The sequence below is a fragment of the Paraburkholderia sp. BL9I2N2 genome, from assembly GCF_004339745.1.
Taxonomy (GTDB): Bacteria; Pseudomonadota; Gammaproteobacteria; order Burkholderiales; family Burkholderiaceae; genus Paraburkholderia.
This window is the reverse complement of sequence record NZ_SMGP01000001.1, coordinates 4,390,242-4,415,450: the sequence shown is the minus strand read 5'-3', so window position 1 is coordinate 4,415,450 and position 25,209 is coordinate 4,390,242. Positions and strand designations below refer to the sequence as shown.

22 protein-coding genes are annotated in these 25,209 nt (G+C 61.6%); 6 read left to right on the top strand and 16 right to left on the bottom strand.

Features of this window, described 5'->3' with window-relative positions:
* Positions 1-11 precede the first annotated feature (11 nt).
* From rsmG to B0G74_RS20070, 14 genes are all read right to left on the bottom strand, one after another.
* Positions 12-695: a 16S rRNA (guanine(527)-N(7))-methyltransferase RsmG gene (gene rsmG, locus B0G74_RS20135; protein WP_132376530.1), complete on the bottom strand. Its 684-nt coding sequence runs from the start codon at positions 693-695 to the stop codon at positions 12-14.
* Positions 692-2,650 carry a tRNA uridine-5-carboxymethylaminomethyl(34) synthesis enzyme MnmG gene (mnmG, locus tag B0G74_RS20130; protein WP_132376529.1) on the bottom strand — a complete coding sequence of 653 codons (1,959 nt, stop codon included), beginning with the start codon at positions 2,648-2,650 and terminating at the stop codon, positions 692-694. The genes rsmG and mnmG overlap by 4 nt, the downstream gene beginning before the upstream one ends.
* A 175-nt stretch (positions 2,651-2,825) precedes the next feature.
* Entirely contained in the window at positions 2,826-3,578 is a 753-nt protein-coding gene (locus B0G74_RS20125; protein ID WP_206001998.1) for an ABC transporter ATP-binding protein, read from the bottom strand.
* Positions 3,579-3,589: 11 nt separating this feature from the next.
* Entirely contained in the window at positions 3,590-5,374 is a 1,785-nt protein-coding gene (locus B0G74_RS20120; RefSeq protein ID WP_132376527.1) for a branched-chain amino acid ABC transporter ATP-binding protein/permease, read from the bottom strand.
* A 4-nt stretch (positions 5,375-5,378) separates the two neighbouring features.
* The gene (locus B0G74_RS20115) at positions 5,379-6,434 is read right to left on the bottom strand and encodes a branched-chain amino acid ABC transporter permease (RefSeq protein ID WP_132376526.1); all 1,056 of its coding nucleotides are present in this window, start codon (positions 6,432-6,434) and stop codon (positions 5,379-5,381) included.
* 205 nt (positions 6,435-6,639) lie between these two features.
* On the bottom strand, positions 6,640-7,800 hold the full coding sequence (locus tag B0G74_RS20110; RefSeq protein ID WP_132376525.1) for an ABC transporter substrate-binding protein: 1,161 nt from the start codon (positions 7,798-7,800) through the stop codon (positions 6,640-6,642).
* A 368-nt stretch (positions 7,801-8,168) separates the two neighbouring features.
* A complete protein-coding gene (locus tag B0G74_RS20105; RefSeq protein WP_132376524.1) occupies positions 8,169-9,335 on the bottom strand; it encodes an ABC transporter substrate-binding protein in 1,167 nt (388 codons plus the stop codon).
* A 515-nt stretch (positions 9,336-9,850) separates the two neighbouring features.
* The gene (locus tag B0G74_RS20100; RefSeq protein WP_165923914.1) at positions 9,851-10,822 is read right to left on the bottom strand and encodes a branched-chain amino acid ABC transporter permease; all 972 of its coding nucleotides are present in this window, start codon (positions 10,820-10,822) and stop codon (positions 9,851-9,853) included.
* Positions 10,822-11,706, bottom strand: a complete 885-nt coding sequence (locus tag B0G74_RS20095; RefSeq protein WP_132376522.1) for a branched-chain amino acid ABC transporter permease — start codon at positions 11,704-11,706, stop codon at positions 10,822-10,824. Before B0G74_RS20095 ends, B0G74_RS20100 begins: the two co-directional genes overlap by 1 nt.
* Positions 11,707-11,893: 187 nt before the next feature.
* The gene (locus tag B0G74_RS20090) at positions 11,894-13,108 is read right to left on the bottom strand and encodes an ABC transporter substrate-binding protein (RefSeq protein ID WP_132376521.1); all 1,215 of its coding nucleotides are present in this window, start codon (positions 13,106-13,108) and stop codon (positions 11,894-11,896) included.
* Positions 13,109-13,159: 51 nt separating this feature from the next.
* Positions 13,160-13,918 (bottom strand): ABC transporter ATP-binding protein, encoded by a 759-nt coding sequence (locus B0G74_RS20085; RefSeq protein ID WP_132376520.1) that lies wholly within the window; start codon positions 13,916-13,918, stop codon positions 13,160-13,162.
* On the bottom strand, positions 13,915-14,694 hold the full coding sequence (locus tag B0G74_RS20080) for an ABC transporter ATP-binding protein (protein ID WP_132376519.1): 780 nt from the start codon (positions 14,692-14,694) through the stop codon (positions 13,915-13,917). The genes B0G74_RS20085 and B0G74_RS20080 overlap by 4 nt, the downstream gene beginning before the upstream one ends.
* A 286-nt stretch (positions 14,695-14,980) precedes the next feature.
* Entirely contained in the window at positions 14,981-16,693 is a 1,713-nt protein-coding gene (locus B0G74_RS20075) for a GMC family oxidoreductase N-terminal domain-containing protein (RefSeq protein ID WP_132376518.1), read from the bottom strand.
* Positions 16,694-16,859: 166 nt separating this feature from the next.
* Entirely contained in the window at positions 16,860-18,398 is a 1,539-nt protein-coding gene (locus B0G74_RS20070) for a CoA-acylating methylmalonate-semialdehyde dehydrogenase (protein WP_132376517.1), read from the bottom strand.
* A 143-nt stretch (positions 18,399-18,541) separates the two neighbouring features.
* Between B0G74_RS20070 and B0G74_RS20065 the strand changes: the two genes are divergently transcribed.
* Positions 18,542-19,441 (top strand): LysR family transcriptional regulator, encoded by a 900-nt coding sequence (locus B0G74_RS20065; protein ID WP_132376516.1) that lies wholly within the window; start codon positions 18,542-18,544, stop codon positions 19,439-19,441.
* 325 nt (positions 19,442-19,766) lie between these two features.
* Positions 19,767-20,303: a class IV adenylate cyclase gene (locus tag B0G74_RS20060; RefSeq protein WP_095417868.1), complete on the top strand. Its 537-nt coding sequence runs from the start codon at positions 19,767-19,769 to the stop codon at positions 20,301-20,303.
* A gap of 67 nt (positions 20,304-20,370) precedes the next feature.
* Here B0G74_RS20060 and B0G74_RS20055 read toward each other — a convergent pair whose 3' ends face one another.
* Positions 20,371-20,862, bottom strand: coding sequence for an Lrp/AsnC family transcriptional regulator (locus tag B0G74_RS20055; RefSeq protein ID WP_132376515.1), 492 nt, complete (start codon positions 20,860-20,862; stop codon positions 20,371-20,373).
* A 147-nt stretch (positions 20,863-21,009) separates the two neighbouring features.
* Between B0G74_RS20055 and phhA the strand changes: the two genes are divergently transcribed.
* A complete protein-coding gene (phhA, locus tag B0G74_RS20050; RefSeq protein WP_243658234.1) occupies positions 21,010-21,900 on the top strand; it encodes a phenylalanine 4-monooxygenase in 891 nt (296 codons plus the stop codon).
* A 104-nt stretch (positions 21,901-22,004) separates the two neighbouring features.
* The gene (locus B0G74_RS20045; RefSeq protein WP_132376513.1) at positions 22,005-22,295 is read left to right on the top strand and encodes a 4a-hydroxytetrahydrobiopterin dehydratase; all 291 of its coding nucleotides are present in this window, start codon (positions 22,005-22,007) and stop codon (positions 22,293-22,295) included.
* Positions 22,296-22,398: 103 nt separating this feature from the next.
* Here B0G74_RS20045 and B0G74_RS20040 read toward each other — a convergent pair whose 3' ends face one another.
* Positions 22,399-22,623: a DUF3717 domain-containing protein gene (locus B0G74_RS20040; RefSeq protein ID WP_132376512.1), complete on the bottom strand. Its 225-nt coding sequence runs from the start codon at positions 22,621-22,623 to the stop codon at positions 22,399-22,401.
* A gap of 239 nt (positions 22,624-22,862) precedes the next feature.
* Here B0G74_RS20040 and B0G74_RS20035 point away from each other — a divergent pair, with 239 nt between their 5' ends.
* On the top strand, positions 22,863-23,549 hold the full coding sequence (locus tag B0G74_RS20035) for a response regulator transcription factor (protein ID WP_013590077.1): 687 nt from the start codon (positions 22,863-22,865) through the stop codon (positions 23,547-23,549).
* Positions 23,550-23,683: 134 nt separating this feature from the next.
* Positions 23,684-25,186, top strand: a complete 1,503-nt coding sequence (locus B0G74_RS20030) for a sensor histidine kinase (protein WP_132376511.1) — start codon at positions 23,684-23,686, stop codon at positions 25,184-25,186.
* Positions 25,187-25,209 lie beyond the last annotated feature (23 nt).

Genomic DNA, 25,209 nt, shown 5'->3' with positions numbered 1-25,209 from the left:
CCTCCAGCCCGCTAGGCGCCCGCGTCTACCGAAACCTTGACCAGGTGCCGCTCGGCGTCGAGCGAAGGCACGTTCAGCCGAATAATCTGTTCCACGTGGGCGCCCGCCGGCAAGCGTTCGACCTCGCCGTCCGGCCGCACCCCTTTCATGGCCCAGATCGCGCCCTGCTCCGCAACCAGATGACGGGCCAGTGTAACGAAATCCGCGAGCTCTGCGAATGCGCGCGAGACAATTACGTCGAACTTTGCCGGTACTTCGGCGCCCGGCTGCAAAGTCTCGACCCGGCCGGTCACTACCGAGAGGTTCGCGAGGCCTAGTTCGGCCTTGGCCTGTGCCTGAAAAGCCGTCTTTTTTTGAACGATGTCGTTCACAGTGACGGTCCATTCCGGCAAAACGATCGCCAGCACGATGCCTGGCAGGCCGCCGCCGGAGCCGACATCGAGTACAGAGGACGGGCCGAGCGGAGCCAGATGCGGCACGATCGAAAGCGAATCCAGAATGTGCTGAATCAGCATCTGCCGCGGATCGCGGATCGCCGTGAGGTTGTAGACGGCATTCCACTTCGACAGCAACGCGACGTAGTCGAGCAGCTTGCCCAGTTGCGCGCTGCTCAAGTCAAGGCCAAGTTCCCGAACACCGTCCTCTAGCAACGGCGCCAGCGCGTCCCTACCACCTCCCTTCTGGCTCACCGTCATTGCGTCACCGGCGTACTGTCGGTGCCGGGCTCGGTGGGTTTCGTCGGACGACGACCCAAGCCGCGCTTCAGATGGACCATGAGCAAGGAGATCGCTGCCGGCGTAATGCCCGAAATGCGCGACGCCTGGCCAATGGTCTCGGGGCGGAATTGCGTCAGCTTCTGGCGCGCTTCGAACGACAGCCCTCGGACTTCCGCGTAGTCCAGTCCCTCGGGCAGACGCGTGCTTTCGTGCGCCTCGTTTCGTTCGATTTCGCCTGCCTGGCGGTCGATATAGCCCTGATATTTGATGCCGATCTCAATCTGTTCCTTGATCTGGGCGAGCAGCACGTCGTCTTCTGCCAAGGTCTCAGGCGCGGCACATGCGCCGGCGCGCAATCCGCAAACCCCGTCGTACGACACGCCCGGGCGACGCAGCAGATCCGCCAGGCTGTACTCGTGGTCAATCGGCTTGCCGAGCAACGCCGTCGCTTCGTCAGCCGGTAATGTCTTAGGATTCACCCAGGTCGTACGAAGACGCTCTGTTTCACGTGAAACAGCGTCGCGTTTGCGGCCGAAAGCGTCCCAACGCACGTCATCAACCACGCCCAACTCACGGCCAACCTCGGTTAGACGCATATCCGCGTTGTCTTCACGCAGGCTCAGACGGTATTCAGCACGGCTCGTGAACATGCGATACGGCTCGGACACGCCACGCGTCACCAGATCGTCGACCAGCACACCGAGGTAGGCCTGATCGCGGCGCGGGCACCAGGCTTCCTTGCCTTGCACAAACAGACCCGCATTGATCCCCGCCAGTAGACCCTGTGCAGCCGCCTCTTCATAGCCGGTCGTGCCGTTGATCTGACCCGCGAAGAACAACCCATTGATCACCTTGGTTTCCAGCGACGCCTTCAGCCCACGCGGATCGAAGTAGTCGTACTCGATTGCATAGCCCGGCCGCAGGATATGTGCGTGCTCCAAGCCGCGCATCGAGCGTACAAGCTCCAGTTGCACATCGAACGGCAAGCTCGTGGAAATTCCGTTGGGGTAGAACTCGTTGGTCGTCAGCCCTTCCGGCTCGAGAAAGATCTGATGCGATTCCTTCGACGCGAATCGGTGAATCTTGTCCTCGATCGACGGGCAATAGCGCGGCCCCACTCCTTCGATCACGCCGGTGTACATCGGCGAACGGTCGAGACCGCCGCGGATGATGTCGTGCGTACGCTCGTTGGTATGCGTTACCCAGCACGGCACTTGTCGTGGATGTTGCTCGACGCGACCGAGAAACGAGAACACCGGTACCGGATCCAGATCGCCCGGCTGCTCTTCGAGTTGCGAGAAATCGATCGTGCGACCGTCGATACGAGGCGGCGTCCCCGTCTTCAGGCGACCTTGCGGCAGCTTCAATTCCTTGAGGCGAGCAGACAGCGACACCGCCGCCGGATCGCCGGCGCGGCCACCGGTGTAGTTGTTCAATCCCACGTGAATCTTGCCGTCGAGGAATGTCCCCGCCGTCAAAACCACCGCACGTGCGCGGAAACGAATGCCCACCTGCGTGACAGCGCCGACGACGCGATCGCCCTCCACCATCAGATCGTCGACTGCCTGCTGAAACAGCCACAGGTTCGGCTGGTTCTCGAGCCGATGCCGGATAGCCTGCTTGTACAGCAGACGGTCAGCCTGAGCGCGCGTCGCGCGAACGGCCGGGCCCTTCGACGAATTCAGGATGCGGAACTGAATGCCGCCCTCGTCCGTCGCGGCCGCCATCGCACCGCCGAGCGCGTCGACTTCCTTCACAAGATGACCCTTGCCAATACCGCCAATCGACGGATTGCAGCTCATCTGGCCGAGGGTTTCGATGTTGTGGGTCAGCAGGAGCGTCGTATTGCCCATGCGTGCCGAAGCTAAAGCAGCTTCGGTACCGGCATGACCGCCGCCGACGACTATTACGTCAAATTCTGTGGGAAAGAGCATCGCGGATCTCACGCCAGATCGTCGCGTGAGCCTTTCAAAGGAAAATGTATGGGCGAATTATAACGGGTTCGGTTTAGGCCCGAATTTCGTCCGAATGGCCAACCAATAAAAAAGCGGTGTGTTTCACGTGAAACACACCGCTTTGATCAACGGGAAACAGCAACCAATCTAAGCGCTAAGCCACTTTTTTGGCCAGCCCAAGGTACGTTTCGATCACGCGCGGATTCTGCGCCAAATCCGCCGCCGGTCCTTCCAGCGCCAACTCGCCGGTCTCCAACACGTAGCCGTAGTCAGAGATTTGCAACGCGGCACGCGCGTTCTGCTCGATCAGTAATGTGGCAACGCCGGTCTGCCGCAGAGCGCTAATAATGTGGAAAATTTCTTTCACGATCAACGGCGCAAGACCGAGACTCGGCTCGTCCAGCATCAGTAGGTCCGGCTTGCCCATCAGTGCCCGGCCCACTGCGAGCATCTGCCGCTCGCCACCGGATAAGGTACCGGCAGCCTGCTTGCGTCGTTCCTTTAACCGCGGAAACAACGTAAAGACAGGCTCGAGCTGGTCGAGGAAGTTGCGCTCCCCTGCCCGCTTGCGCCGATAGGCACCGAGGACCAGGTTGTCTTCCACCGTCATCGACGCAAACAGCTCGCGCTTTTCCGGCACCAGGCACATCCCGCGCGCGACGCGCTTTTCGACTGGCACCGCGCTGACGTCTTCGCCCTGATACAGAACGGCGCCCTTCGCGTGGCCCGTGGTCGGCAACGCGCCCATGATTGCGTTCAGCAGCGTGGACTTGCCCGCGCCGTTCGGGCCGATCACCGAGACGATCTGCCCGGGCCGCACCTTGATCGCCGCGCCGTGCAGCGCCTCGACCTTGCCATAGCGGACCGACAACCCGTCCACGTCGAGAATCGGACCAGCAGCATTCATCGTGTTCTCCATCACTCCACCCCGCCGAGATACGCTTCCAGCACAGCCGGGTCTTGTTGTACCTCTTGCGGCAAGCCTTCCGCGATCCGGGTTCCAAACTCCATGACTACGAGCCGATCGGTGAGATTCATCACGAAATCCATATCGTGCTCCACCAGCAGCACGCTCATACCTTCTGCCTTGAGGCGGCGTAGCAGGTCGGCCAATTGCAGCTTTTCCTGATAGCGCAGACCAGCGGCCGGTTCATCCAGCAGCAGCAGCGTCGGGTCACAGCACAACGCGCGAGCGATTTCGAGAATTCGCTGCTGCCCCAACGCGAGGCTGCCGGCTTCGTCGTACATGTGCTGTTCCAGGCCGACGCGACGAATCTGACGAGCCGCCTCCGCCATCAGCCGCGCTTCTTCGGCGCTATTCAGGCGCACGACGCTTCGCCACACGCCGGCCTGCCCGCGCAGATGCGCGCCGATCGCAACGTTCTCGAGCACCGTCATCCCCGGCAGCAACTTGACGTGCTGAAAAGTGCGACCGATTCCGCGTTTGACGATTTCACGTGAATTCAGCGAATCGATGCGCTCGCCGCGGAACGTGATCTCACCGCTGGTCGCCTGCAACACGCCCGTCACCAGATTGAAGGTGGTCGACTTGCCAGCGCCGTTCGGGCCGATCAGACCGATGATTTGCCCTGCTTTCACCTCGAAGCTGACATCGTTCACCGCAACCAGACCGCCGAATTGTTTGCGCGCCTTGTTCACCGTCAGCAGGTCCTCACCGGCAGCTGGTTTGCTGCGCTGCGGCAACGGTTCAGCGTGATCCGCCAGATGAGCGCGCGGACCCTTCGGGAAAAACCGCGCGACGAACGGCCATACGCCTTGGCGAGCGTACTGCAGCAACAGCACCATCAGGATGCCGAACACGATCACTTCGAAGTTGCCGTTCTCGCCGAGCAGCTTGGGCAGCAACGTCTGCAGATAATCCTGCAGCACCGTCAGGATCGCCGCGCCGAGCACCGCGCCCCAGACGTGGGAGACGCCGCCAACCACGGCCATGAACAGAAACTCGATGCCGTGGTTCAGACCGAACGGCGTCGGGTTCACCGCGCGCTGCAGATGCGCGTAAAGGAAGCCCGACACCGACGCCAGCACTGCCGCGTACACAAAGATCACCACGCGCATCCAACCAGTGTTCACGCCCATCGCTTCGGCCATCATGCCGCCGCCGCGCAACGCGCGGATCGCCCGCCCCGGCCGACTATTAAGCAGGTTCTGAACTGAAATTACCGCGCCGAGCACGACCAGCCAGATCAGGTAGTAGATGTGACGGCCCGACTCCAGGTTGATGCCGAACACATTCAGCACCGGAATCCCGTTGATGCCGTCGTATTTGCCGAGCATCTCAAGATTGCCGAACAGATAGAACAGCGCGAGTCCCCACGCAATCGTCCCGAGCGGCAAAAAGTGCCCAGACAGGCGCATCGTCACCAGCCCGAGCATCAGCGCGATCAACGCCGTCACCACCACACCGGCGATCAGCGCGAGCCACGGCGAGACGCCGTACCGTGTCGTCAGATACGCGGTCGCATACGCGCCGATCCCGACAAATGCGGCCTGCCCAAAGCTCGTCATTCCGCCGATACCGGTCAGCAGCACGAGGCCGATCGCCACGATCGAATACAGGCCAATGTAGTTGAGCAGCGTCACCCAGTACTCAGGCACGTGAATCGGTTGCGGCAACACCGGCAGCGCGAACAGCACCACGAGGAACAACCAGAAGAACTTGTTTTGCATAATCCGTTTCATCGCGTCACTCCTCTTCCTCTTCGGCGTGCGGGCTGGCAAGACTTCTCCAGAGCAACACGGGGATGATCAGCGTGAACACGATCACTTCCTTATAGGCGCTCGCCCAGAACGACGAATACGATTCCAGCAGGCCGACCAGGATCGAGCCCGCAGCCGCCAGCGGATAGCTGACGAGGCCACCGATAATCGCCCCCACGAAGCCCTTCAAACCGATCAGGAAGCCCGAGTCGTAGTAGATGGTGGTCAAGGGCGCGACGAGGATGCCGCACAGCGCGCCGAGCCCCGCCGCCAGCGTGAATGCGAGGCGCCCTGCTTGCGTCGTGCCGATGCCGACGAGCCGTGCGCCGAGCCGGTTCACCGACGTCGCGCGCAAGGCCTTGCCCGAGATCGAGCGGTCGAAGTACAGATACAGCGCGCCGATCAGCACAACCGCGGTGCCAACCACCCACAAGCTCTGCCCGGAAATCGTCAGCGTACCGACGTTGAAGGTCGCATCGGAAAACGCAGTGGTGCGCGAACCTTCCGCACCGAACATCACGAGACCCAGGCCGACCATGGCGAAGTGCACCGCCACCGCCACGATCAACAGCAGCAACGTGGTCGCCTCTGCGATCGGCTCATACGCGAGCCGGTAGACGAACGGTCCCATCGGAATCACGATCAGCAGCGTCAACGCGATCTGCGCGATCATCGGCAACTGATGCATGAAAACGCCTTGCGTGAGCGCGTAGACCGCGATCGGAAACAGCAGGTATTTGCCGACCAACATGACCAGCGTGCGAGCCGCATGCCGGCGCCGTTCGGGATGCCGCACCAGCCCCGCTATCTCGACGACGAAGCAGGCTGCGCCCATCGCCATCAGCAACCAGCACGTGGCCGGAAATTTTTGTGTCTGTAGTGCGGCGAGCGTCAACGCGCCGTACGAAACAAACTCCCCCTGCGGGATGAAGATCACCCGCGTCACGGAGAACACCAGCACCAGCGCGAGCGCGAGCAGCGCGTAGATCGCGCCGGTGGTGATGCCGTCCTGCGCGAGGATCGCCGCAATTGATAGATCCATACTTCCTCGTCCTGAAGCGTCGATATCGAAACTGGGAAACAGTCGTGGCGGCAGAACTCGCGGCCGTCCACCGACCCGCAATGCCTGAAAAGGCGACCGCCGCGCCGGAACACGGCGCGGCGGTCGATGCCATTGTCATCGAACAGAATGGCAATGCGGCGTCACATGCCGCACGTTGCGCGAGAGGCGCGTACCGCTCTTGTCGTTAGTCGTTCTGCAGCTTCCACTTGCCGTCGACGATCTGCACGATCACGCGTGCGCGCTTGTCGAGGCCGTTGTGATCGGTCGTCGTGGTGTTCATGATGCCGTGCGAGACCGGCAGTTCCTTGATGTTCTCAAGTGCGCCGCGAAGTGCCACGCGAAACGCTTCGGTGCCCGGCTGAGCACTTTTCAGCGCGACCGGAATCGCCGCTTGCAGCATCTGACCGGCGTCCCACGCGTGACCGCCGAAGGTCGCCACCGAGCCCGCGCCATACGCCTTCTCGTACGCCGACTTATAGGCCAGCGACGACTTCTTCACCGGGTTCGAGTCAGGCAACTGATCCGCCACGAGGATCGGGCCGGCCGGCAGGAATTCGCCTTCGCAATCCTTGCCGCACACACGCAGGAAGTCGTTGTTCGCGACGCCGTGCGTCTGGTAGACCTTGCCCTTGTAGCCGCGCTCCTTGAGCGTCTTGGCCGGCAGCGCCGACGGCGTACCCGCGCCCGCGATTAGCACCGCGTCGGGATTCGCGCCCATCGTCTTCAGCACTTGGCCCGTCACCGATGCGTCGGTACGGTTGAAGCGCTCGTTGGAAACGATCTTCAGATTGTGTGCCGCGGCCGCTGCGGTGAAGACGTTGTTCCAGCCGTCGCCGTAGGCGTCCGCGAAGCCAATGAAGCCCACCGTCTTCACGCCGTGATGCTCCATATAGTCGGCGATCGCGTCGGCCATCAGGCTGTCGTTTTGCGGCGGTTTGAAGGCCCATGCGCGCTTCGCATCCATCGGCGAAATGATCGCCGCCGATGCCGCCAGCGAGATCACCGGCGTCTTGCCTTCGGCAGCGGCGTCGAGCATCGCGAGCGAATTCGGCGTGACGGTCGAACCGATGATCGCGTCGACGTGGTCTTCGTCGATCAGCTTGCGCGTGTTCTGCACGGCTTTGCCGGTATCGGATCCGTCGTCGAGAATGATGTATTGCACGGTCTTGCCGCCGATCTCTTTCGGCAGCAGCGCAATCGTGTTCTTTTCAGGAATCCCGAGCGATGCAGCCGGCCCCGTCGTGGAAAGCGTCACGCCGATTTTCACCTGGGCGAACGCCGCGCCCGCGCCGCACATCAACGCCATGGCGATGCCGGTGCGTACCCATTGCTTTGTCTTTGTCATTGCAAGTCTCCAAACGCTTTGAAGCGCGTATCTGTAATCCGACTCACGGGCCGGGTGTCTGAATCTAGTTATAGGGTTCAGGTGTGCCAAGCATGGTTTTCCCTGCTCAGCGCGAATACCTTTGCCGCTTTGGTGCCACTCCCTGCTGCGTACCACGACTGCAAACTGCTGCGAAATCCTGTGAACAAAACACTAACATGTTAGTAGTATTGCGTTCTGCATGAACGACGGTCAATAGACCGCAACCCAAATGCGGGTTTGTCCTGAAGCCGCGGAACCACACTTTTTCACGCGATGCGGACAATAAAAAAGACGCGTCAACTGCACGCGTCTTTTTTTAGTGAAGGTCCATATCGCTTAGCCTTCGCTCAGTCGCCGGACAACTTCCACTTGCCGCCGACAATCTCCACCATCACGCGCGCCCGCTGGTCGAGACCAGCGTGATCGTTCGCGCTCATGTTGAAGATGCCGTGCGACGCGGGCATGTCTTTGGTGCTTTCCAGCGCGGCACGCAGTGCTTCGCGGAACGCAGGCGTGCCCGGCTGACCCTTCTTCAGCGCCAGAGGAATCGCGCGTTGCAGCAGCAGGCCCGCGTCCCACGCGTGGCCGCCGAAAGTCGACACCGAGCCGGAGCCGTAAGCACTTTCGTACGCGCGCTTATAGGCGAGCGAACTCTTCTTCACCGGATTCGAATCGGGCAGTTGCTCAGCGACGAGCAACGGACCCGCCGGCAGATACGTGCCTTCGCAATCCTTGCCGCACACGCGCAGGAAGTCGTTATTGGCGACGCCGTGCGTTTGATAATACTTGCCCTTGTAGCCGCGCTCCTTGAGCGTTTTCTGCGGCAGCGCGGCCGGTGTCCCGGCGCCCGCGATCAAGACCGCATCCGGATTCTGCGACATGATCTTCAGCACCTGGCCGGTCACCGATGCGTCGTTGCGCGCGAAGCGTTCGTTCGCGACGACCTTGATCTTCGCGAGGTCTGCGGCCTTGCCGAACTCTTTGAACCAGCTCTCGCCATAAGCGTCAGAGAAGCCGATGAACGCGACCGTCTTCACGCCGTGATTCGACATGTGCTGCGCGATCGCGGTGGCCATGAGAATGTCGTTCTGCGGCGTCTTGAAGACCCACGCGCGCTTCGCATCCATCGGTTCGACGATGCTCGCCGCGGCGGCCATGGAGATCATGGGTGTGGAGGTTTCGGCGGCGACGTCGATCATGGCCAGCGAATTCGGCACGACGGTCGAGCCGATCAGCGCATCCACGTGATCTTCGCTCGTGAGCTTGCGCGTGTTCTTGACGGCCTGGGTGGAATCCGTGGCGTCGTCGAGCACGATGTAATCGATCTTCTGGCCTGCCACCTCTTTAGGCAGCAGCGCGATCGTGTTTTTTTCCGGAATGCCCAGCGACGCGGCCGGGCCCGTTGCCGACACGGTCACGCCGATTTTTACGTCCGCGAATGCATGGCCGCTCCATGCCGCGCTCACTCCGGTGGCGACCAATGCCGCACTGATCCAACGCAATGCCGACTTCATTCCGCTCCTCTATCTACCCCGTCATTCATTCGAATTTAAATCCGTGGATTTAAATCCCGACCAGGCGGTCGGTGAATAGCGAGTTTAGCGGACGAAAGCCACGTGCCGCAAGCGTTTTGCGGGGTTGAGCCGTGTGAAATAGAGACATGTTCGGTGAATAAAAAAGGGTCACCGAATTAGCGGGGGATTTGAATGGCGAATAAGCAGAAACACAAATAAAAAGCGCTGTTGGATATCAATCCAACAGCGCTTTCGTCTGGGCACTGAGTGCCTCATTGTCTCCTCGTTCTCCACCTGCAAATTTCGTGGTGCATCAGAACTGCATGAAGATTAAACGAGCACCCTGCGTACTACAACTAGCAATTACCCTAGTGGTGCACTGCGGCACTGAATTGGGGCACGTTTGCGCGAGCCTTGCCGGGTGTGCATTTCGACTCGATTATCGATCCAAACTCGCCGCATCAAAACGGCCGGATTATATCGGATGCCGAAGCAATTGCGTGTTTCACTGTGCATCACGCTCGCAGCGGCCGTACCCGCGCGATGATTTCGCCGACGATGCCGCGACGGAACGCCAGCACGCACGCAATGAAAATCACGCCGGTCACAATGGTCACCGATTCGCCCAGTGAGCGGAACCACTCGACGCCCGTGGTCGTCGCCAACGCTCCGCCGATATCGCCGAGCCGGTCCTCGAGCGCCACAATCAGCGCCGCGCCGAGTAACGGCCCGAACAAGGTGCCCATGCCGCCGACGAGCGTCATCAGGATCACGAGGCCGGACATGGTCCAGTACGCGTCGCTCAACGTCTCGAAGCCCTGCACCAATACCTTGAGCGAACCCGCGAGACCCGCAATCCCCGCCGACAGAATGAACGCGAGCAGCTTGAAGCGATCCGTATCGTAGCCGAGCGACACCGCACGCGGCTCGTTTTCCTTGATGGCCACCAGCACCTGCCCGAACGGCGAATGCACGATCCGCACGATCAGCAGGAACGCCAGCACCATCACGGCGAGCACGACAAAGTACAACGCCACGTCGGACGACAGATCCAGCAGGCCGAACAGCTTGCCGCGCGGCACGCCTTGCAGGCCATCCTCGCCATGCGTGAACGGCGCCTGCAGAAACACGAAGTAGACCATCTGCGCGAGCGCCAGCGTGACCATCGCGAAGTAGATGCCTTGGCGGCGAATCGCGAAGATACCCACGATCAGGCCGAGCAAGGTCGCCGCCGCGGTGCCGACGAGCACACCGAGCTCCGGCGAGAAGCCGAGCGTCTGGATCGCATAGCCCGTGACATAGCCGGCCGAAGCGAGAAACATCGCGTGGCCGAACGACAGCAAGCCGGTGTAGCCGATCAGCAGATTGAACGCCGCCGCGAACAGTGCAAAACACAGCACCTTCATCACGAAGAGCGGATAGATGCCGAGCACGGGCACCGCGAGAAGCACGATCAGCAGCAGACCGTAGAGCACTTTTCTCTGCATCATTTTTCCTTGCCGAAGAGACCCGCCGGGCGCACCAGCAACACCAGCGCCATGATCACGAAGACGACGGTCGCCGACGCTTCCGGGTAGTACACGCGCGTCAGCCCTTCGATCACGCCGAGTAGCAAGCCGGTGAGAATCGAGCCCATGATCGAACCCATGCCGCCGATCACGACCACCGCGAACACGGTGATGATCATCGGCTGCCCCATCAGCGGCGAGACCTGAATCACCGGTGCGGCGAGCACGCCGGCAAACGCCGCGAGCGCGACGCCGAAGCCGTAGGTGAGCGTGATCATCAGCGGCACATTGATGCCGAACGCTTCGACCAGTTTCGGGTTTTCAGTGCCGGCCCGCAGATAGGCGCCAAGGCGCGTCTTCTCGATCACGAACCATGTCGCGAAGCACACCGCCAGCGAGGCCACCACGACCCACGCGCGATAGTTCGGCAGGAACATGAAGCCGAGATTGGTTGCGCCGGAAAGCGCCGACGGCACGTCGTACGGCTGGCCGGAGGAACCGTAGATGGAACGGAACACGCCCTCCACCACCAGCGTGAGCCCGAAGGTCAGCAAGAGCCCATATAGATGGTCGAGCTTGTAGAGCCAGCGCAGCATCGAGCGCTCGATCGCGATGCCGAACAGTCCGACGATCAGCGGTGCCAGCACCAGCATGACCCAGTAAGGCAGGCCGAAATACGAAAAGCCCATCCACGCGAGCATCGCGCCCAGCATGAACAACGCGCCGTGCGCGAAATTGATCACGTTGAGCAAGCCGAAGATCACCGCCAGCCCGAGGCTCAGAATTGCGTAGAACGAGCCGTTCACGAGCCCCAGCAGCAGCTGGCTCAGCATCGCCGGTAGCGGAACGCCAAAGATTTCCATTGAAGCCTTAACCCATCGCCAAGGTGAGATCGGTCACGCACGATCCGGCCGGCGCGCGATCAGCGGCAAAGACGCCGATCGCGCGCGGCATGTGAAACGGTTCTCCGTCAGCCTGTGTACCATCGTGACATTACACATCGCCCGACAGGAGCAGCAGGCAGACGGCCATCTGGTTACGAACCAGCGTTTATTTCCACAACGCGCAGCGCGTTTCCGCCTTGGTTGTGAACGCCTGCTCGCCGGGGATCGTCGCTGTGATCTTGTAGTAGTCCCACGGCTCTTTGGATTCAGCCGGCGTCTTGACCTGCATCAGGTACATGTCGTGAATCATGCTGCCGTCCTGACGGATGTAGCCCTTCGCATAGAAATCGTCGATCTTGGTCTTCTTCAGTTGCGCCATCACCTTGTCGGAGTCGGTCGAACCCACCGCCTTCACTGCATTCAGATAGGTCATGGTCGCCGAGTAGTCAGCGGCCTGCAGGCTCGACGGCATCTTCTTCATCTTTTCGAAGTAGCGCTGCGCCCACTTGCGCGTGGTGGCGTCCTTGTTCCAGTACCAGCTGTCCGTCAGCACGAGGCCTTGCGTGGTTTCCAGACCCAGGCTGTGAACATCGTCGATGAACATCAGCAGCGCGGCGAGTTTCATCGTCTTGGTAATGCCGAATTCCTTGGCCGCCTTGATCGAGTTGATCGTGTCGCCGCCCGCGTTGGCGAGGCCGAGAATCTGCGCCTTCGACGCCTGCGCCTGCAACAGGAACGACGAGAAATCCGAAGCCGACAGCGGATGGCGCACCGCGCCCAGCACCTGGCCGCCGCTCGCTTTCACCACGTCCGACGTATTCTTTTCCAGCGCCTTGCCGAATGCGTAGTCGGCGGTCAGGAAGTACCAGGTCTTGCCGCCCTGCTTCGTCACCGCCGAGCCCGTGCCCTTGGCCAGCGCCGTGGTGTCGTACGCGTAGTGGATCGTGTACGGCGTGCATTGCTCATTGGTCAGCGTGTCCGCGCCCGCGCCGATGCTGATGTAGACCTTCTTCTTTTCTCCGGCCACGGTGTTCATCGACAGACCGGTCGCCGAGTTCGTGCCGCCGATCAGCAGATCGACGCCGTCGCGGTCGAACCATTCACGTGCGCGCGACGCTGCGATGTCCGCCTTGTTCTGGTGGTCCGCATACACCACCGTGATCGGCTTGCCGTTCACCTTGCCGCCGAAATCCGCCACCGCCATACGGATCGCTTCGAGTCCACCCTGCCCGTCGATATCCGCATACAGACCGGACATATCGGTAATGAAACCGATCTTGACCGCGTCGTCAGCCGCTTGCGCGCTGCCCATCGTCAAAGCGGCGCCGGCGGCGACCGCGAAACAAAGTGTGGCAAGCCGCGCGAGTGGGTTCTTTTTCATTCCTGTCTCCTGGTTTCTTCGCTTGTGGTTATCAGAGGCAATCGGGCGTTTTTATACGCCCAGTAGATCGTGCAGGACCGGCATCTTGCTTTCGAGTTCACTCGCCCCGAAGTGCTCGACAATCGCGCCGTGCTCCATCACGTAGAAGCGATCTGCAAGCGGCGCGGCAAAACGGAAGTTCTGTTCGACCATCACAACGGTATAGCCCCGCGCCTTGAGTGTCATGATCATGCGCGCCAGCGCCTGCACGATAACAGGCGCGAGCCCTTCCGAGATCTCGTCGAGCAGCAGCAAGCTCGCGCCGGTGCGCAGAATGCGCGCCACCGCCAGCATCTGCTGTTCGCCGCCCGACAGCCGCGTACCCTGGCTCATGCGGCGCTCTTGCAGATTCGGAAACATCGAATAGATTTCTTCGAGCGACATCATGTGTGCCTTGTCGCCGACCGGCGGCGGCAACAGCAGGTTTTCCTCGCACGAGAGGCTCGAAAAGATACCCCGTTCTTCCGGGCAATAACCCACGGCGCAATGCGCGATGCGATGCGTGGGCAGGTTGATGGTTTCGCGTCCGCCGATGCGGATCGAACCGGTGCGCCGTCCGGTCAGGCCCATGATGGCGCGCAGCGTGGTGGTCCGGCCCGCACCGTTGCGACCCAGCAGCGTGACGACTTCGCCGCGGTTCACCGTCAGATCGACGCCGTGCAGAATATGGGACTCCCCGTACCACGCCTGCAAACCCTTGATGTCCAGCGCGGGAGCAGCGTTCTCCGTCCCGCTTACGTCGAGGCTTTCACGCTCGGCAATCGTATTCATGCGTGGGCTCCGGCGAGCGCCGCGTCGGCGCTGCCCATATAGGCTTGCATCACGAGCGGATTCTTCGACACTTCGGCGTAGCTGCCTTCTGCGAGCACTTCGCCACGTTGCAGCACGGTAATCGTGTCGGAGATACCGGCGATCACATTCATGTTGTGCTCGACCATGAGGATGGTGCGGCCGCTCGATACTTTTTTGATCAACGCCGTCACGCGGTCGACGTCTTCATGGCCCATGCCTTGCGTGGGTTCGTCGAGCAGCATGAGCTCGGGTTCCATGGAAAGCGTGGTGGCAATTTCCAGCGCGCGCTTGCGGCCGTAGGAAAGTTCGACCGTCAACACATCGGCAAAATCGGTCAGTCCGACCTGGGTGAGCAGATCCATTGCGCGGTCATCGAGTTGGCGCAGCGTACGCTCACTCTTCCAGAAATGAAATGCCGTGCCGAGCTGGCGCTGCAAACCGATGCGCACATTCTGCAATGCTGTCAGATGCGGAAACACAGCAGAAATCTGGAACGAGCGGATAATGCCGCGCCGCGCGATTTGCGCCGGGCGTTCGCTCGTGATGTCGATGCCGTTAAAAACGATCTGACCCGCGGTGGGTTCCAGAAATTTGGTGAGCAGATTGAAGCAGGTGGTCTTGCCTGCCCCATTCGGGCCGATCAGCGCATGGATCGAGCCACGGCGCACGCGCAGGTTCACACCGTTCACGGCGATGAAGCCTTTGAACTCACGAGTGAGGCCGCGCGTTTCGAGAATCGTATCGCCGAGAATCATGTTCCCTTCCATACGGAGTAAGGCGAAGCATTACGATCTTACGCGCGAACCGCTGCGCGACTTTTTATGACGGCGGCACCCCGTGCCGCTCGTTGGCGTGCTGCACCAATCCGGACGGTGATCCATGGGGCGGCACGCAGCATGGCTGCCATTGTCGCGCCAATGATGCAGCGCATTCATTGGGATTTGCACTTAGTGGATGATGCCCGCCCGAGCGGGACCCATACGTGCGAGATGCCCGCCGCGCATGACGGACGGGCATCTCATGCGGCTCGTACGCTAGCTGTCACACGGCGGACATGGAAGGCGTCGAGCTCGTTTGCGCCGCGAAACTGCCGGCCACGCGCGCACGGCGATCTTCGCGGATCATCTCGCTGGCGCGTTCGGCGATCATCAGCGTGGGCGAATTGGTGTTGCCCGAGGTGATGTTCGGCATGACAGACGCATCAACCACGCGCAGTCCGTCAACACCGATAACCCGTAGCCGGTTGTCGACCACGGCGCCGGGGTCGTCTGTCGTGCCCATGCGGCAGGTGCCGACCGGATGGAAAATGGTCGTACCGACCGCGCCGGCGGCCTGCTGCAACTCTTCCTCGGTCTGGTACTGAACGCCCGGCAAAATTTCCTGCGGTCGATAGCGAGCCAGCGCGGGCGCTCCAGCAATGCGGCGCGTAAGACGCAGCGCATTGGCGGCAACGTGCCGGTCGTAATCGGTGGAGAGATAGTTCGGCGCGATCAACGGCGGCGCCGAAGGGTCGGCGGATTCGATGTGAATGCTGCCACGCGAAGTGGGCCGCAACTGACACACCGACGCCGTGAACGCATTGAACCGATGCAGCGGTTCGCCAAAGCGGTCGAGAGAAAGCGGCTGGACGTGGTATTCGAGGTCGGGCCGCGTAAGCGAGCGATCGTCCGGATCGGATTTGGCAAACGCGCCAAGTTGGGACGGCGACATCGACATGGGCCCGCTTTGAAAAAACGCGTACTGCATGCCGATCAGCAGCTTGCCCCACCAATGCGCGGACGCAGTGTTGAGCGTGCGTACGCCGTCGACTTTGTAGGCCATGCGCAATTGCAAATGGTCCTGCAGATTTTCACCCACACCACGCAGATCGTTGACGACCTCGATGCCGAGATTCTGCAGACGCGCGCCATTGCCTATGCCGGACAGTTCGAGCAATTGCGGTGAGTTGACCGCACCTGAACTAAGGATCACTTCGCAGCGGGCCTTGGCCAGATAGTCCGTGTCGTTGCCGCGATATTCGACGCCTGTGCAACGGCGTCCTTCGAAGACGACGCGCTGCGTGTGCGCACCGGTGATCACGGTGAGATTCGGCCGCTTGAGTGCGGGACGCAAAAACGCCTTCGATGCATTCCAGCGAATGCCGCGCTTCTGATTGACGTCGAAGTAGCCGACACCGGTGTTGTCACCGCGATTGAAGTCGTCGGTGGCGGGAATGCCGGTCTCTTGCGCGGCGCGTGAAAACTCTTCGAGAATTTTCCATTTCAACCGCTGTTTTTCGACGCGCCACGGTCCACCTGCGCCATGCGATTCGGTCGCGCCGGCATGGTGGTCTTCGCTGCGTTTGAAGACAGGCAACACCGAGTTCCAGGACCAGGACGGGTCGTTGGTGACACGCGCCCATTCATCGTAGTCTTCGCGCTGACCACGCATGTAGATCATGCCGTTGATGGAGGAACTGCCGCCTAAAACGCGTCCGCGCGGATATGAGAGCGAGCGGCCATTGAGGCCCGCTTCCGCCTGCGTTTTATAAAGCCAGTCCGTGCGCGGATTGCCGATGCAATAGAGATAACCGACCGGCACGTGAATCCAGTGGTAATCGTCCTTACCGCCGGCTTCGAGCAGCAATACCTGCACGTCGGGATCCTGGGTCAGGCGATTGGCCAGCACACAACCCGCCGTCCCCGCGCCCACGATGATGTAGTCGAACTCGCCTTCGAGGCGGCGGGCCGCGGGCGTCGTATCGGTATGGCTCATTGTCCAGTCTCCTAAGCTTTTTTGTCGGCGAGTCGCATGATTGTCATGCGACTGCGGCGTCGGGCTCTATTTGTGTGTTACGCCTTTCTTCTGCCCGTTTAGCACTCGTTTCTGCCACGGCCTTCGGCAAGCCACCACAAGCCTTGCCGAAAGCAAATGCCTCACACTACTTCGCTACCGGCATCGTAAACTCAGCGCCCTTGGCAATACTGTCGGGCCAGCGCTGCATGATGCTCTTGTAGCGCGTGTAGAACCGCACGCCTTCTTCACCGTACGCGTGATGATCGCCGAAGAGCGACTTCTTCCAGCCACCAAACGAGTGCCATGCCATCGGCACCGGAATCGGCACGTTGATCCCTACCATGCCGATCTGAATCTGACGCGAAAACGCGCGTGCGACGCCGCCATCGGACGTAAACAGAGACACGCCGTTAGCAAACTCGTTGGCGTTGATCAGTTCCACCGCGGAAGCAAAATCCGGCACGCGCACCACACACAGTACGGGTCCGAAAATCTCTTCGCGATAAATCTTCATATCGGTCGAAACATTGTCGAACAGAGTGCCGCCGAGAAAGAAGCCCTTCTCATGACCGCTGACCTGATGGCCTCGTCCGTCGACAACCAGCTTCGCGCCCGACGCGACACCCGAGTCGATATAGCCGACCACTTTCTCGCGATGCACCGCCGTCACCAACGGACCCATCTCGGCATCCGATTCCATGCCGTTGAGAATCTTCAAACTCTTCACGCGCGGTGTGAGCCGTTCGATCAACTCATCGGCGATATGCCCTACGGCGACGGCCACCGAAATCGCCATGCAGCGCTCGCCCGCCGAACCGTACGCCGCGCCGATCAAGGCATCGACGGCCTGGTCGAGGTCCGCGTCCGGCATCACCACCAGATGATTCTTCGCTCCGCCCAAAGCCTGCACACGCTTGCCGTGCTTCGTGCCTTCCGTGTAGATGTATTCGGCAATCGGCGTCGAACCGACAAACGACAACGCGCTGACTTCCGGATGCACGAGCAGCGCATCGACAGCAACCTTGTCGCCGTGCACGACGTTGAACACGCCGTCCGGCAAGCCGGCTTCCTTCAACAATTCCGCGAGGCGGTTCGAACAGGACGGATCGCGCTCCGACGGCTTCAGCACGAACGTGTTGCCGCACGCAATCGCGACGGGGAACATCCAGCACGGCACCATCATCGGGAAATTGAACGGCGTAATGCCGGCGACCACGCCGAGCGGCTGACGCAGATTCCAGTTGTCGATGCCGCCGCCGATCTGATCGGTGAAGTCGCTCTTCAACAGATTCGGAATGCCGCACGCGAACTCGACGATCTCGATGCCACGCATCACCTCGCCCTTCGCATCCGAAAACACCTTGCCGTGTTCACGCGTGATCAGTTCCGCGAGTTCGTCGTGGTGACGGTCGAGCAGTTCCTTGAACTTGAACAGGACACGCGCCCGCTTGATCGGCGCGGTTTCACTCCACGCGGGAAAGGCGGCACGGGCGGCGGCGACGGCGGCATCGACTTCGGCGACGCTCGCGAGCGGCACGCGCGCGCTCACGCTGCCTTGCGCGGGATTGAAGACGTCGCCGAAGCGGCCACTCGTGCCATCGAGCGTCTTGCCGTTGATGAAATGGGTCAGCGCGCGGGCGCTGGTCGCGCTGCGCTGGGTTTCGTCCTGATATGTCTCGCTCATGGTGTCCTCTTTCCTGTGAAGTCTTCCGCCCCGGCGCCCGCGGCGTGATAAAGGCATGCTGAAGCTGAAGCGTACGGCGCTTCGGGTCGACAAATCCAATGAGTAATGCTCAACTGCGCTATAAGGCGAGCTAATATCACGATATGGATCTGACTCTACTTCGGGCGTTCGTCACCGTGGCACGCGAGGGCAATCTCACGCGTGCCGCGGTGCATCTTCACCTGACCCAACCCGCCGTCAGCCTGCAAATCAAGCATTTGCAAGAGACGCTCGGGGTGACGCTGTTCACGCGAACCTCGCACGGGCTCTCGCTCACGCGCGACGGCCAGGCGCTGCTGCCCCACGCCGAACGGGCGCTCGCCGCGGCGAACGACGTGCAGCGGGCGGCGCAATCGCTGCGCCACGAAGTGCGCGGGCGACTGCGGATCGGCACGATCCTCGATCCGGCGTTTCTGCGCCTGGGCGGCTTTCTCAAGCAGCTCGTGGAGACCTGGCCGCACATCGAGACGGCCTTGCGCCACGGCATGTCAGGCTGGGTATTGGACCAGGTTCGCGCGGGTGAACTGGATGTCGGCTACTACATCGGCCTGCCGTCCGAAGACGAACCGCGCGACGGCCCCGCATTTCATGCGGTCACGTTGACTCATTTCCAGTACCGTGTGCTCGCGCCGGCCGGCTGGAAAGACCGCGTGAAAGGCGCGCGCGACTGGCGTTCGCTCGCGGCGCTGCCGTGGATCTGGACGCCGCCGGCGTCGGCGCATAACCGGTTGTTGTCGCGCTGTTTCGACGAGGCCGGCGTGAAGCCGGTCAAGGTGGCGGAAGTGGACCAGGAGCCGTCGATGCTCGACCTGGTCAAATCGGGCGTCGGTCTCACGCTGGCACGCGACGCCACCGCCATCGCCGAAGCGCATGCGCACGCGTTGACCATCGTCGAAGGTGTCACCGTGCCGACTCAGCTCACCTTTATCACGCTCGTGCAGCGCAAGGAGGAACCGGCGATTGCCGCGGCGTTGAAGCTGATCGAGCAGCAATGGACGACTTGAGGCGCAGGTGAACCGAGTTTGCGTGTAGGACACAAGGACGCCAGGGGCGAGCGATATGAGCCCCTCTCATGACACGCCCATCAAATCGTGCGGCCCTCCTGGCGATCTCCTTGCGCGGCACCTTCGCCAGCGCCGATCGCGGAACACGATCGCCCGCCCGGCATCTGAAACCACACCGTCACGCAGTTTTTGTTAGATTGAGGTTTCGCGCTCACGCGCCGGCTCCGCATCCTTTTCCGTTCCACTTGACTTTGTCCTTCCCGGCAGCTTCGCCCCGGCAACACCGGAAGCCGCCGACCACTCCATCCTTCGACAGGAGCCTGACATGGCACGCAACATTGAAATCAAAGCCCGCGCCCAGCATTTCGAGCAACTCCGCGAACGCGCGGCGCAGCTCGCGCCGGACGCGCCGCTGATCTTCCGCCAGCAGGACTTTTTCTACGACGTGCCGCGCGGCCGCCTGAAGCTGCGCCAGTTCGACGACGGCACGCCGGCCGAGCTGATCTTCTATCAGCGCGACGACCGTGACGGTCCGAAGGCGTCGTATTACACGCGTAGCCCGGTGACCAACCCGGAAGCCATGCACGCGCTGCTCGCCACCGCGCTGACGACGCGCGGCATCGTTACCAAGGAACGGCATGTGTATCTGACCGGACGGACGCGGATCCATCTGGACCGTGTCGACGGTCTGGGCGACTTCGTGGAACTCGAAGTGCTGCTCGCTCAGGACGACGACGAAGAAGGCGGCCACGCCGAAGCGCATGCGATGTTCGCCACGCTCGGCGTGCCGGAATCGGATCTGGTGGCGGTGGCTTATGTCGATCTGCTGAGTCCGGACAGCGAGCCGAAGCAAGCGGCATAAGATTGAGGCAATACGGGGCGCAGTGCGAAGTCAGCTCGCCAGGCGCCGCACCCATACTGCCGCCGCATCAAGCGGCGGCTGTCCCCGGCGACAGATGGCCCAGCGGCAACGGACCATTGCGTTTGAAGGTGGTGAGCACGATATTCGAGCGCACGCTATCGACGCCGGGCACGCGCATCAGCTTCTTCATCACGAACGTCGACAGATAGTTGAGATCAGGCGCGACGATGCGCAACAGATAGTCGGCGTCGCCCACCACGGCATGGCACTCCAGCACTTCAGGCAGCACGTCGATTTGCTGCTGGAATTGCTCGATGATCGAATCGCCGTGGTGCTTCAACTTCAAACTGGTGAACGCGGTGACGCCGAGCCCGAGCTTCTCCGGCCGCAGCACGACGCGATAGCCGTCCACCACGCCCACCTGCTCCAGACGCTGCAAACGCCGTCCGATCTGCGACGGTGACAGCGGCACTTGCTCGGCCAGTTGCTGATGCGTCGCCCGGCCGAAACGCTGAAGCACGTCCAGCAGCGCAAGATCGAAGTGATCCAAGTCGAACATGTCGAATATCCGCATTAAATAATCGGTTGATGCACGATTATTGCATATTCACATTGTAAACCGCCATCATTGCGCCCTTTCCGCACTCACGCCGCTCTACACTTGCATCACCTATTTATATCAGCCGTCACCGTAGAGCGCAGCATCATGTCCACCGCCAATACCGCCAAACTGAAAGAACAATTCGACGCCGGCCTCGAAACCCGCGCCGATTTCACCATCGATCAACCGACCGAACGCTACGGCGCGGTCGATCACGCGGTATGGCAACAGCTTTACGCGCGCCAGACGGCGCTGCTCAAAGGGCGTGTGTGCGACGAATTTCTGGCGGGCGTCGAAACCATCGGCATGCCGGCCGACCGCGTGCCTTCGTTCAAGGAGATCAACGCGAAGCTCACGCCCGCCACCGGATGGCAGATTGTCGCCGTGCCAGGCCTCGTGCCGGACCAGGTATTCTTCGAGCATCTGGCGAATCGCCGTTTTCCCGTGACGTGGTGGATGCGCCGCCCGGATCAGCTCGATTATCTGCAGGAACCGGACTGTTTTCACGATCTGTTCGGTCACGTGCCGCTGCTGATCAACCCGGTATTCGCGGACTACATGCATGCATATGGCCGCGCCGCGCTCGCCGCCCATGACGCCGGCGCCCTGCCACTGCTCGCACGCCTCTATTGGTACACAGTGGAGTTTGGACTGATCCGCGACGCGGCGAGTCCGAACGGCGTGAAGATCTATGGCGCGGGCATCGTGTCGAGCAAGGGCGAAACGCTCTACAGCCAGCAAAGCGCCGCGCCGAACCGCCTCGGCTTCGACCTCGAACGCGTAATGCGCACGCGCTACCGCATCGACACGTTCCAGAAGACCTACTTCGTGATCGACGACTTCGCGCAGCTCTTCAACGTCGCGCAAACCGATTTCGCGCCGCTGCTGGCCAGGCTCGCAGCCGAACCGGCGTTCGCGGCCGGCGACGTCCTCGAGCACGATCGCGTCATCACGCGCGGCTCGCAGGAAGGCTGGCTGGCCGACGGCGATATCTGAAAAGCAAGCCTGACGGGGCCGTCTGCGGGCGGACGGCATCCGTGAAAAAATAGCGGATGCGCACGTCCACCGGCGTGCCTGTTCAGATCAAATGAGGTGGCACCATGATTCACAAACTGACATCCGAAGAACGCGCCACGCAGATCGCCGGCTTGCATGGCTGGCAAGCCACAGCGGGCCGCGATGCGATTCAGCGCCAGTTCAAATTCGCCGACTTCAACGAAGCATTCGGCTTCATGACGCGCGTGGCGATCAAGGCGCAGGAAATGGATCACCACCCGGAATGGTTCAACGTGTACAACAAGGTAGAGATCACGCTGTCCACGCATGAAGCCGGCGGCTTGACAGAGCGCGACATCAAATTGGCTAAGTTTATCGATAGTATTACCGCGTAATACAAACGTACTAGTACGATCAGCGGGTTTAAACGCCGTAATTTGAGTATTTCTGCGGAAATGAAAGGGCTTTGCAGGTAATCCCTTGTCCAAACCTTCAGTTCTACAGGCTATTCTTAAGGTGCACGTAAGAATCCCACGCAAGCCTCGCAACCGTGTCCAAACGATCCGGTGATAGCGTGTGCTGACGCTGTACAATCATCAGCGCATACGGCTTGGAGAGCGCGCTTGCCTCCTTGCACAGAACGAGTTCGTCGCCGCTCGAAGGTGAGCGGGCGCGCCAGAAGTTGATTGCGGCTTCCAGTTCGTGAATGCTTATCTCGGACATGACTTCGTGATCGCTCTCAAGAAAACGCCGGGCCGTCCCAGGTTTTCTTGCCCCTGCGAGGGACTGGCGCGATGCGACAGGTCTGGGGGCGCCAGGTAGGCGCTTCAAGGCCGCTCGATGCCTGCTTCGTGGCCGCTTCGTGCCAGTTCGGTACGGCCACGTCGCACGCTGCCTGTGCAGCAGGCGCCCCGGCGAACCGCTTGCCCAAACGCCTAACCCATTGTACTTGAGCGAAATCCATGCGACTCCTTCTGATCGAAGATGACCGCCCCATCGCACGCGGCATCCAAAGCAGTCTCGAACAAGCCGGCTTCACCGTCGACATGGTCCACGACGGCATTTTCGCCGAACAGGCCCTCACGCAAAATCGCCATGAGCTGGTGATCCTCGATCTGGGTCTGCCCGGCATCGACGGCATGACGCTGCTCTCGCGCTTCCGTCAGAGCAATCGTCACACGCCGGTGATCATCCTCACCGCGCGCGACGAGCTCAACGACCGCGTGCAAGGCCTGAATTCCGGCGCCGACGACTACATGCTGAAGCCGTTCGAACCCACCGAACTCGAAGCGCGCATCCGCGCGGTCATGCGCCGCAGCGGTCCGCACGGTGATATGCCGCGTCCGGAAGTGTCGCTCGGCGGTGTGCGCCTGTCGGGCGTCGATCGCCGCATTTTCAACGACGACAAGCCGCTCGAACTCTCGCCGCGTGAATTCGCGGTGCTCGAAATGCTGCTGTTGCGTCATGGCCGCGTGGTCAGCAAGGCACAGCTGCAAGACCATCTGACGCATTTCGGCGGCGATCTCGGCGACACCGCGATCGAGGTCTACGTGCACCGGGTGCGTAAAAAGCTCGAAAACTGCCGTGTCGAGATCGTCACGGTGCGCGGCTTCGGTTATCTGTTGCAGGAAATCCGTCAGGCCGCATAATCGTCGTGAGGGCCGCACGTTGCATTGCGGCCTGACGGCGCCGGGCCGGCGCCGCGCACTCGGTGCGCATTTCGCCGGCATCCGGCGAAATTTCACGGTGCTTGCGCCGTTGCTACTTTCCCGCGCGTTCGATCATGCCCCAGCCGGCCGCCAATAGTCTGCGCCGCACGCTGCTGCGGCGCCTCGCTGCTCCCCTTTCGCTGCTCGCGCTCATGAGCGGCCTGATCGCTTACTGGCTAGCTTGGCAGTACACGCAGCACGTGGTCGACCGTTCGCTCGCCGATCTCGCCACCGCGATCTCCAAACAGATCCAGATTGCCGGCCCGAATGCGCGCATCACGGTGCCGCCGCTCGCGCAGGCCATGTTTTCGGACCCGGTCGAGCACCTCGTCTACCGGATCAGCACCGGCGAAACGGAAATCGCCGGCGATCACAATCTCCCGCTGCAAGGCACGAGCGTGCGGCGCATGCATTACGCGTACGTATTCGAAACGCAGCATCAAGGCGTGACGGTGCGGGTGGCGCAGGTGCGGGTCGATCAGCCGACGGGCAATCCGATCGTCGTCGAAGTCGGTCAGCCGGTGCATCACCGGTTTCGCATCGCCGCCGAGTTTCTGGTCGCGATCATGATGCCGCTGTTGCTGCTGCTGCTGGCGGGCTGGGTGATCGTGTGGCGGGTGGTCAATCAGCAGCTCAATCCGCTCACCGATCTCGCGGACTCGCTGAACCGGCAAACGCACACGTCGCTGGAACCGGTCGACGAAACCTATGTGCCGGTCGAAATTCGCCCGCTGACCGGCGCGTTGAACGCGCTACTCGGTCGCCTGAAAACGGCACTCGACGGCCAGCGCAAATTCATTGCCGACGCCGCGCATCAACTGCGCACGCCGCTCACCGCCGTCAAGCTGCATGCCGAGCAGGCGGCCATCGCGCGCGACCCGCAGCAAACGCTAACCGCTGTGCGTGAACTGCGCGCCGCAGCTGACCGCGCAGTGCGGCTGTCGAATCAACTGCTCTCGCTCGCGCGGGCCGAGCCGGGCGAACAGGCGGCTCGCTTCGTCAACGTGGACATGGCCGCGCTCGCGTTCGATACGGGCGCCGAATGGGTGCCGCGTGCGCTGACGTTCCACGTCGACCTGGGCTTCCAGCGTCTGGACGACCCCAGCAACGGCCATCCGTTGATGGCGCGCGGCAATCCCGTGCTGCTGCACGAAGTGATCGCCAATCTGCTGGATAACGCACTCAAGTACGTGCCGCCGTCGCGTTTCGATGGCGGCCGCATCACGGTGACGGTGTCGCAAACGGTCATCGACGAACTGCGCATGGCGGAGATCATCGTCGAAGACAACGGGCCGGGCGTGCCGCGCAACCAGCAAGCCGATCTCTTCAAACGGTTCTTCCGCGGGGACGGTCAGAGCGACGCCGGCGTGGATGGCGGCGCCGGTCTCGGCCTCGCGATCGTCCACGACATCATGGTGCTGCATCACGGCAGCGTGCATTACGAGGACGCACCGGAAGGCGGCGCACGTTTCATCGTGCGCATTCCGCTCGTGCCGATCAGCGTGCAGAGCATCGTGGAACCCGAACCACGGCGGCCGGCAAAAAAATCGGCGCACTCGGCGCCGGTGGATAGCTAACGGTTCAGATGCTCGACGGGCTG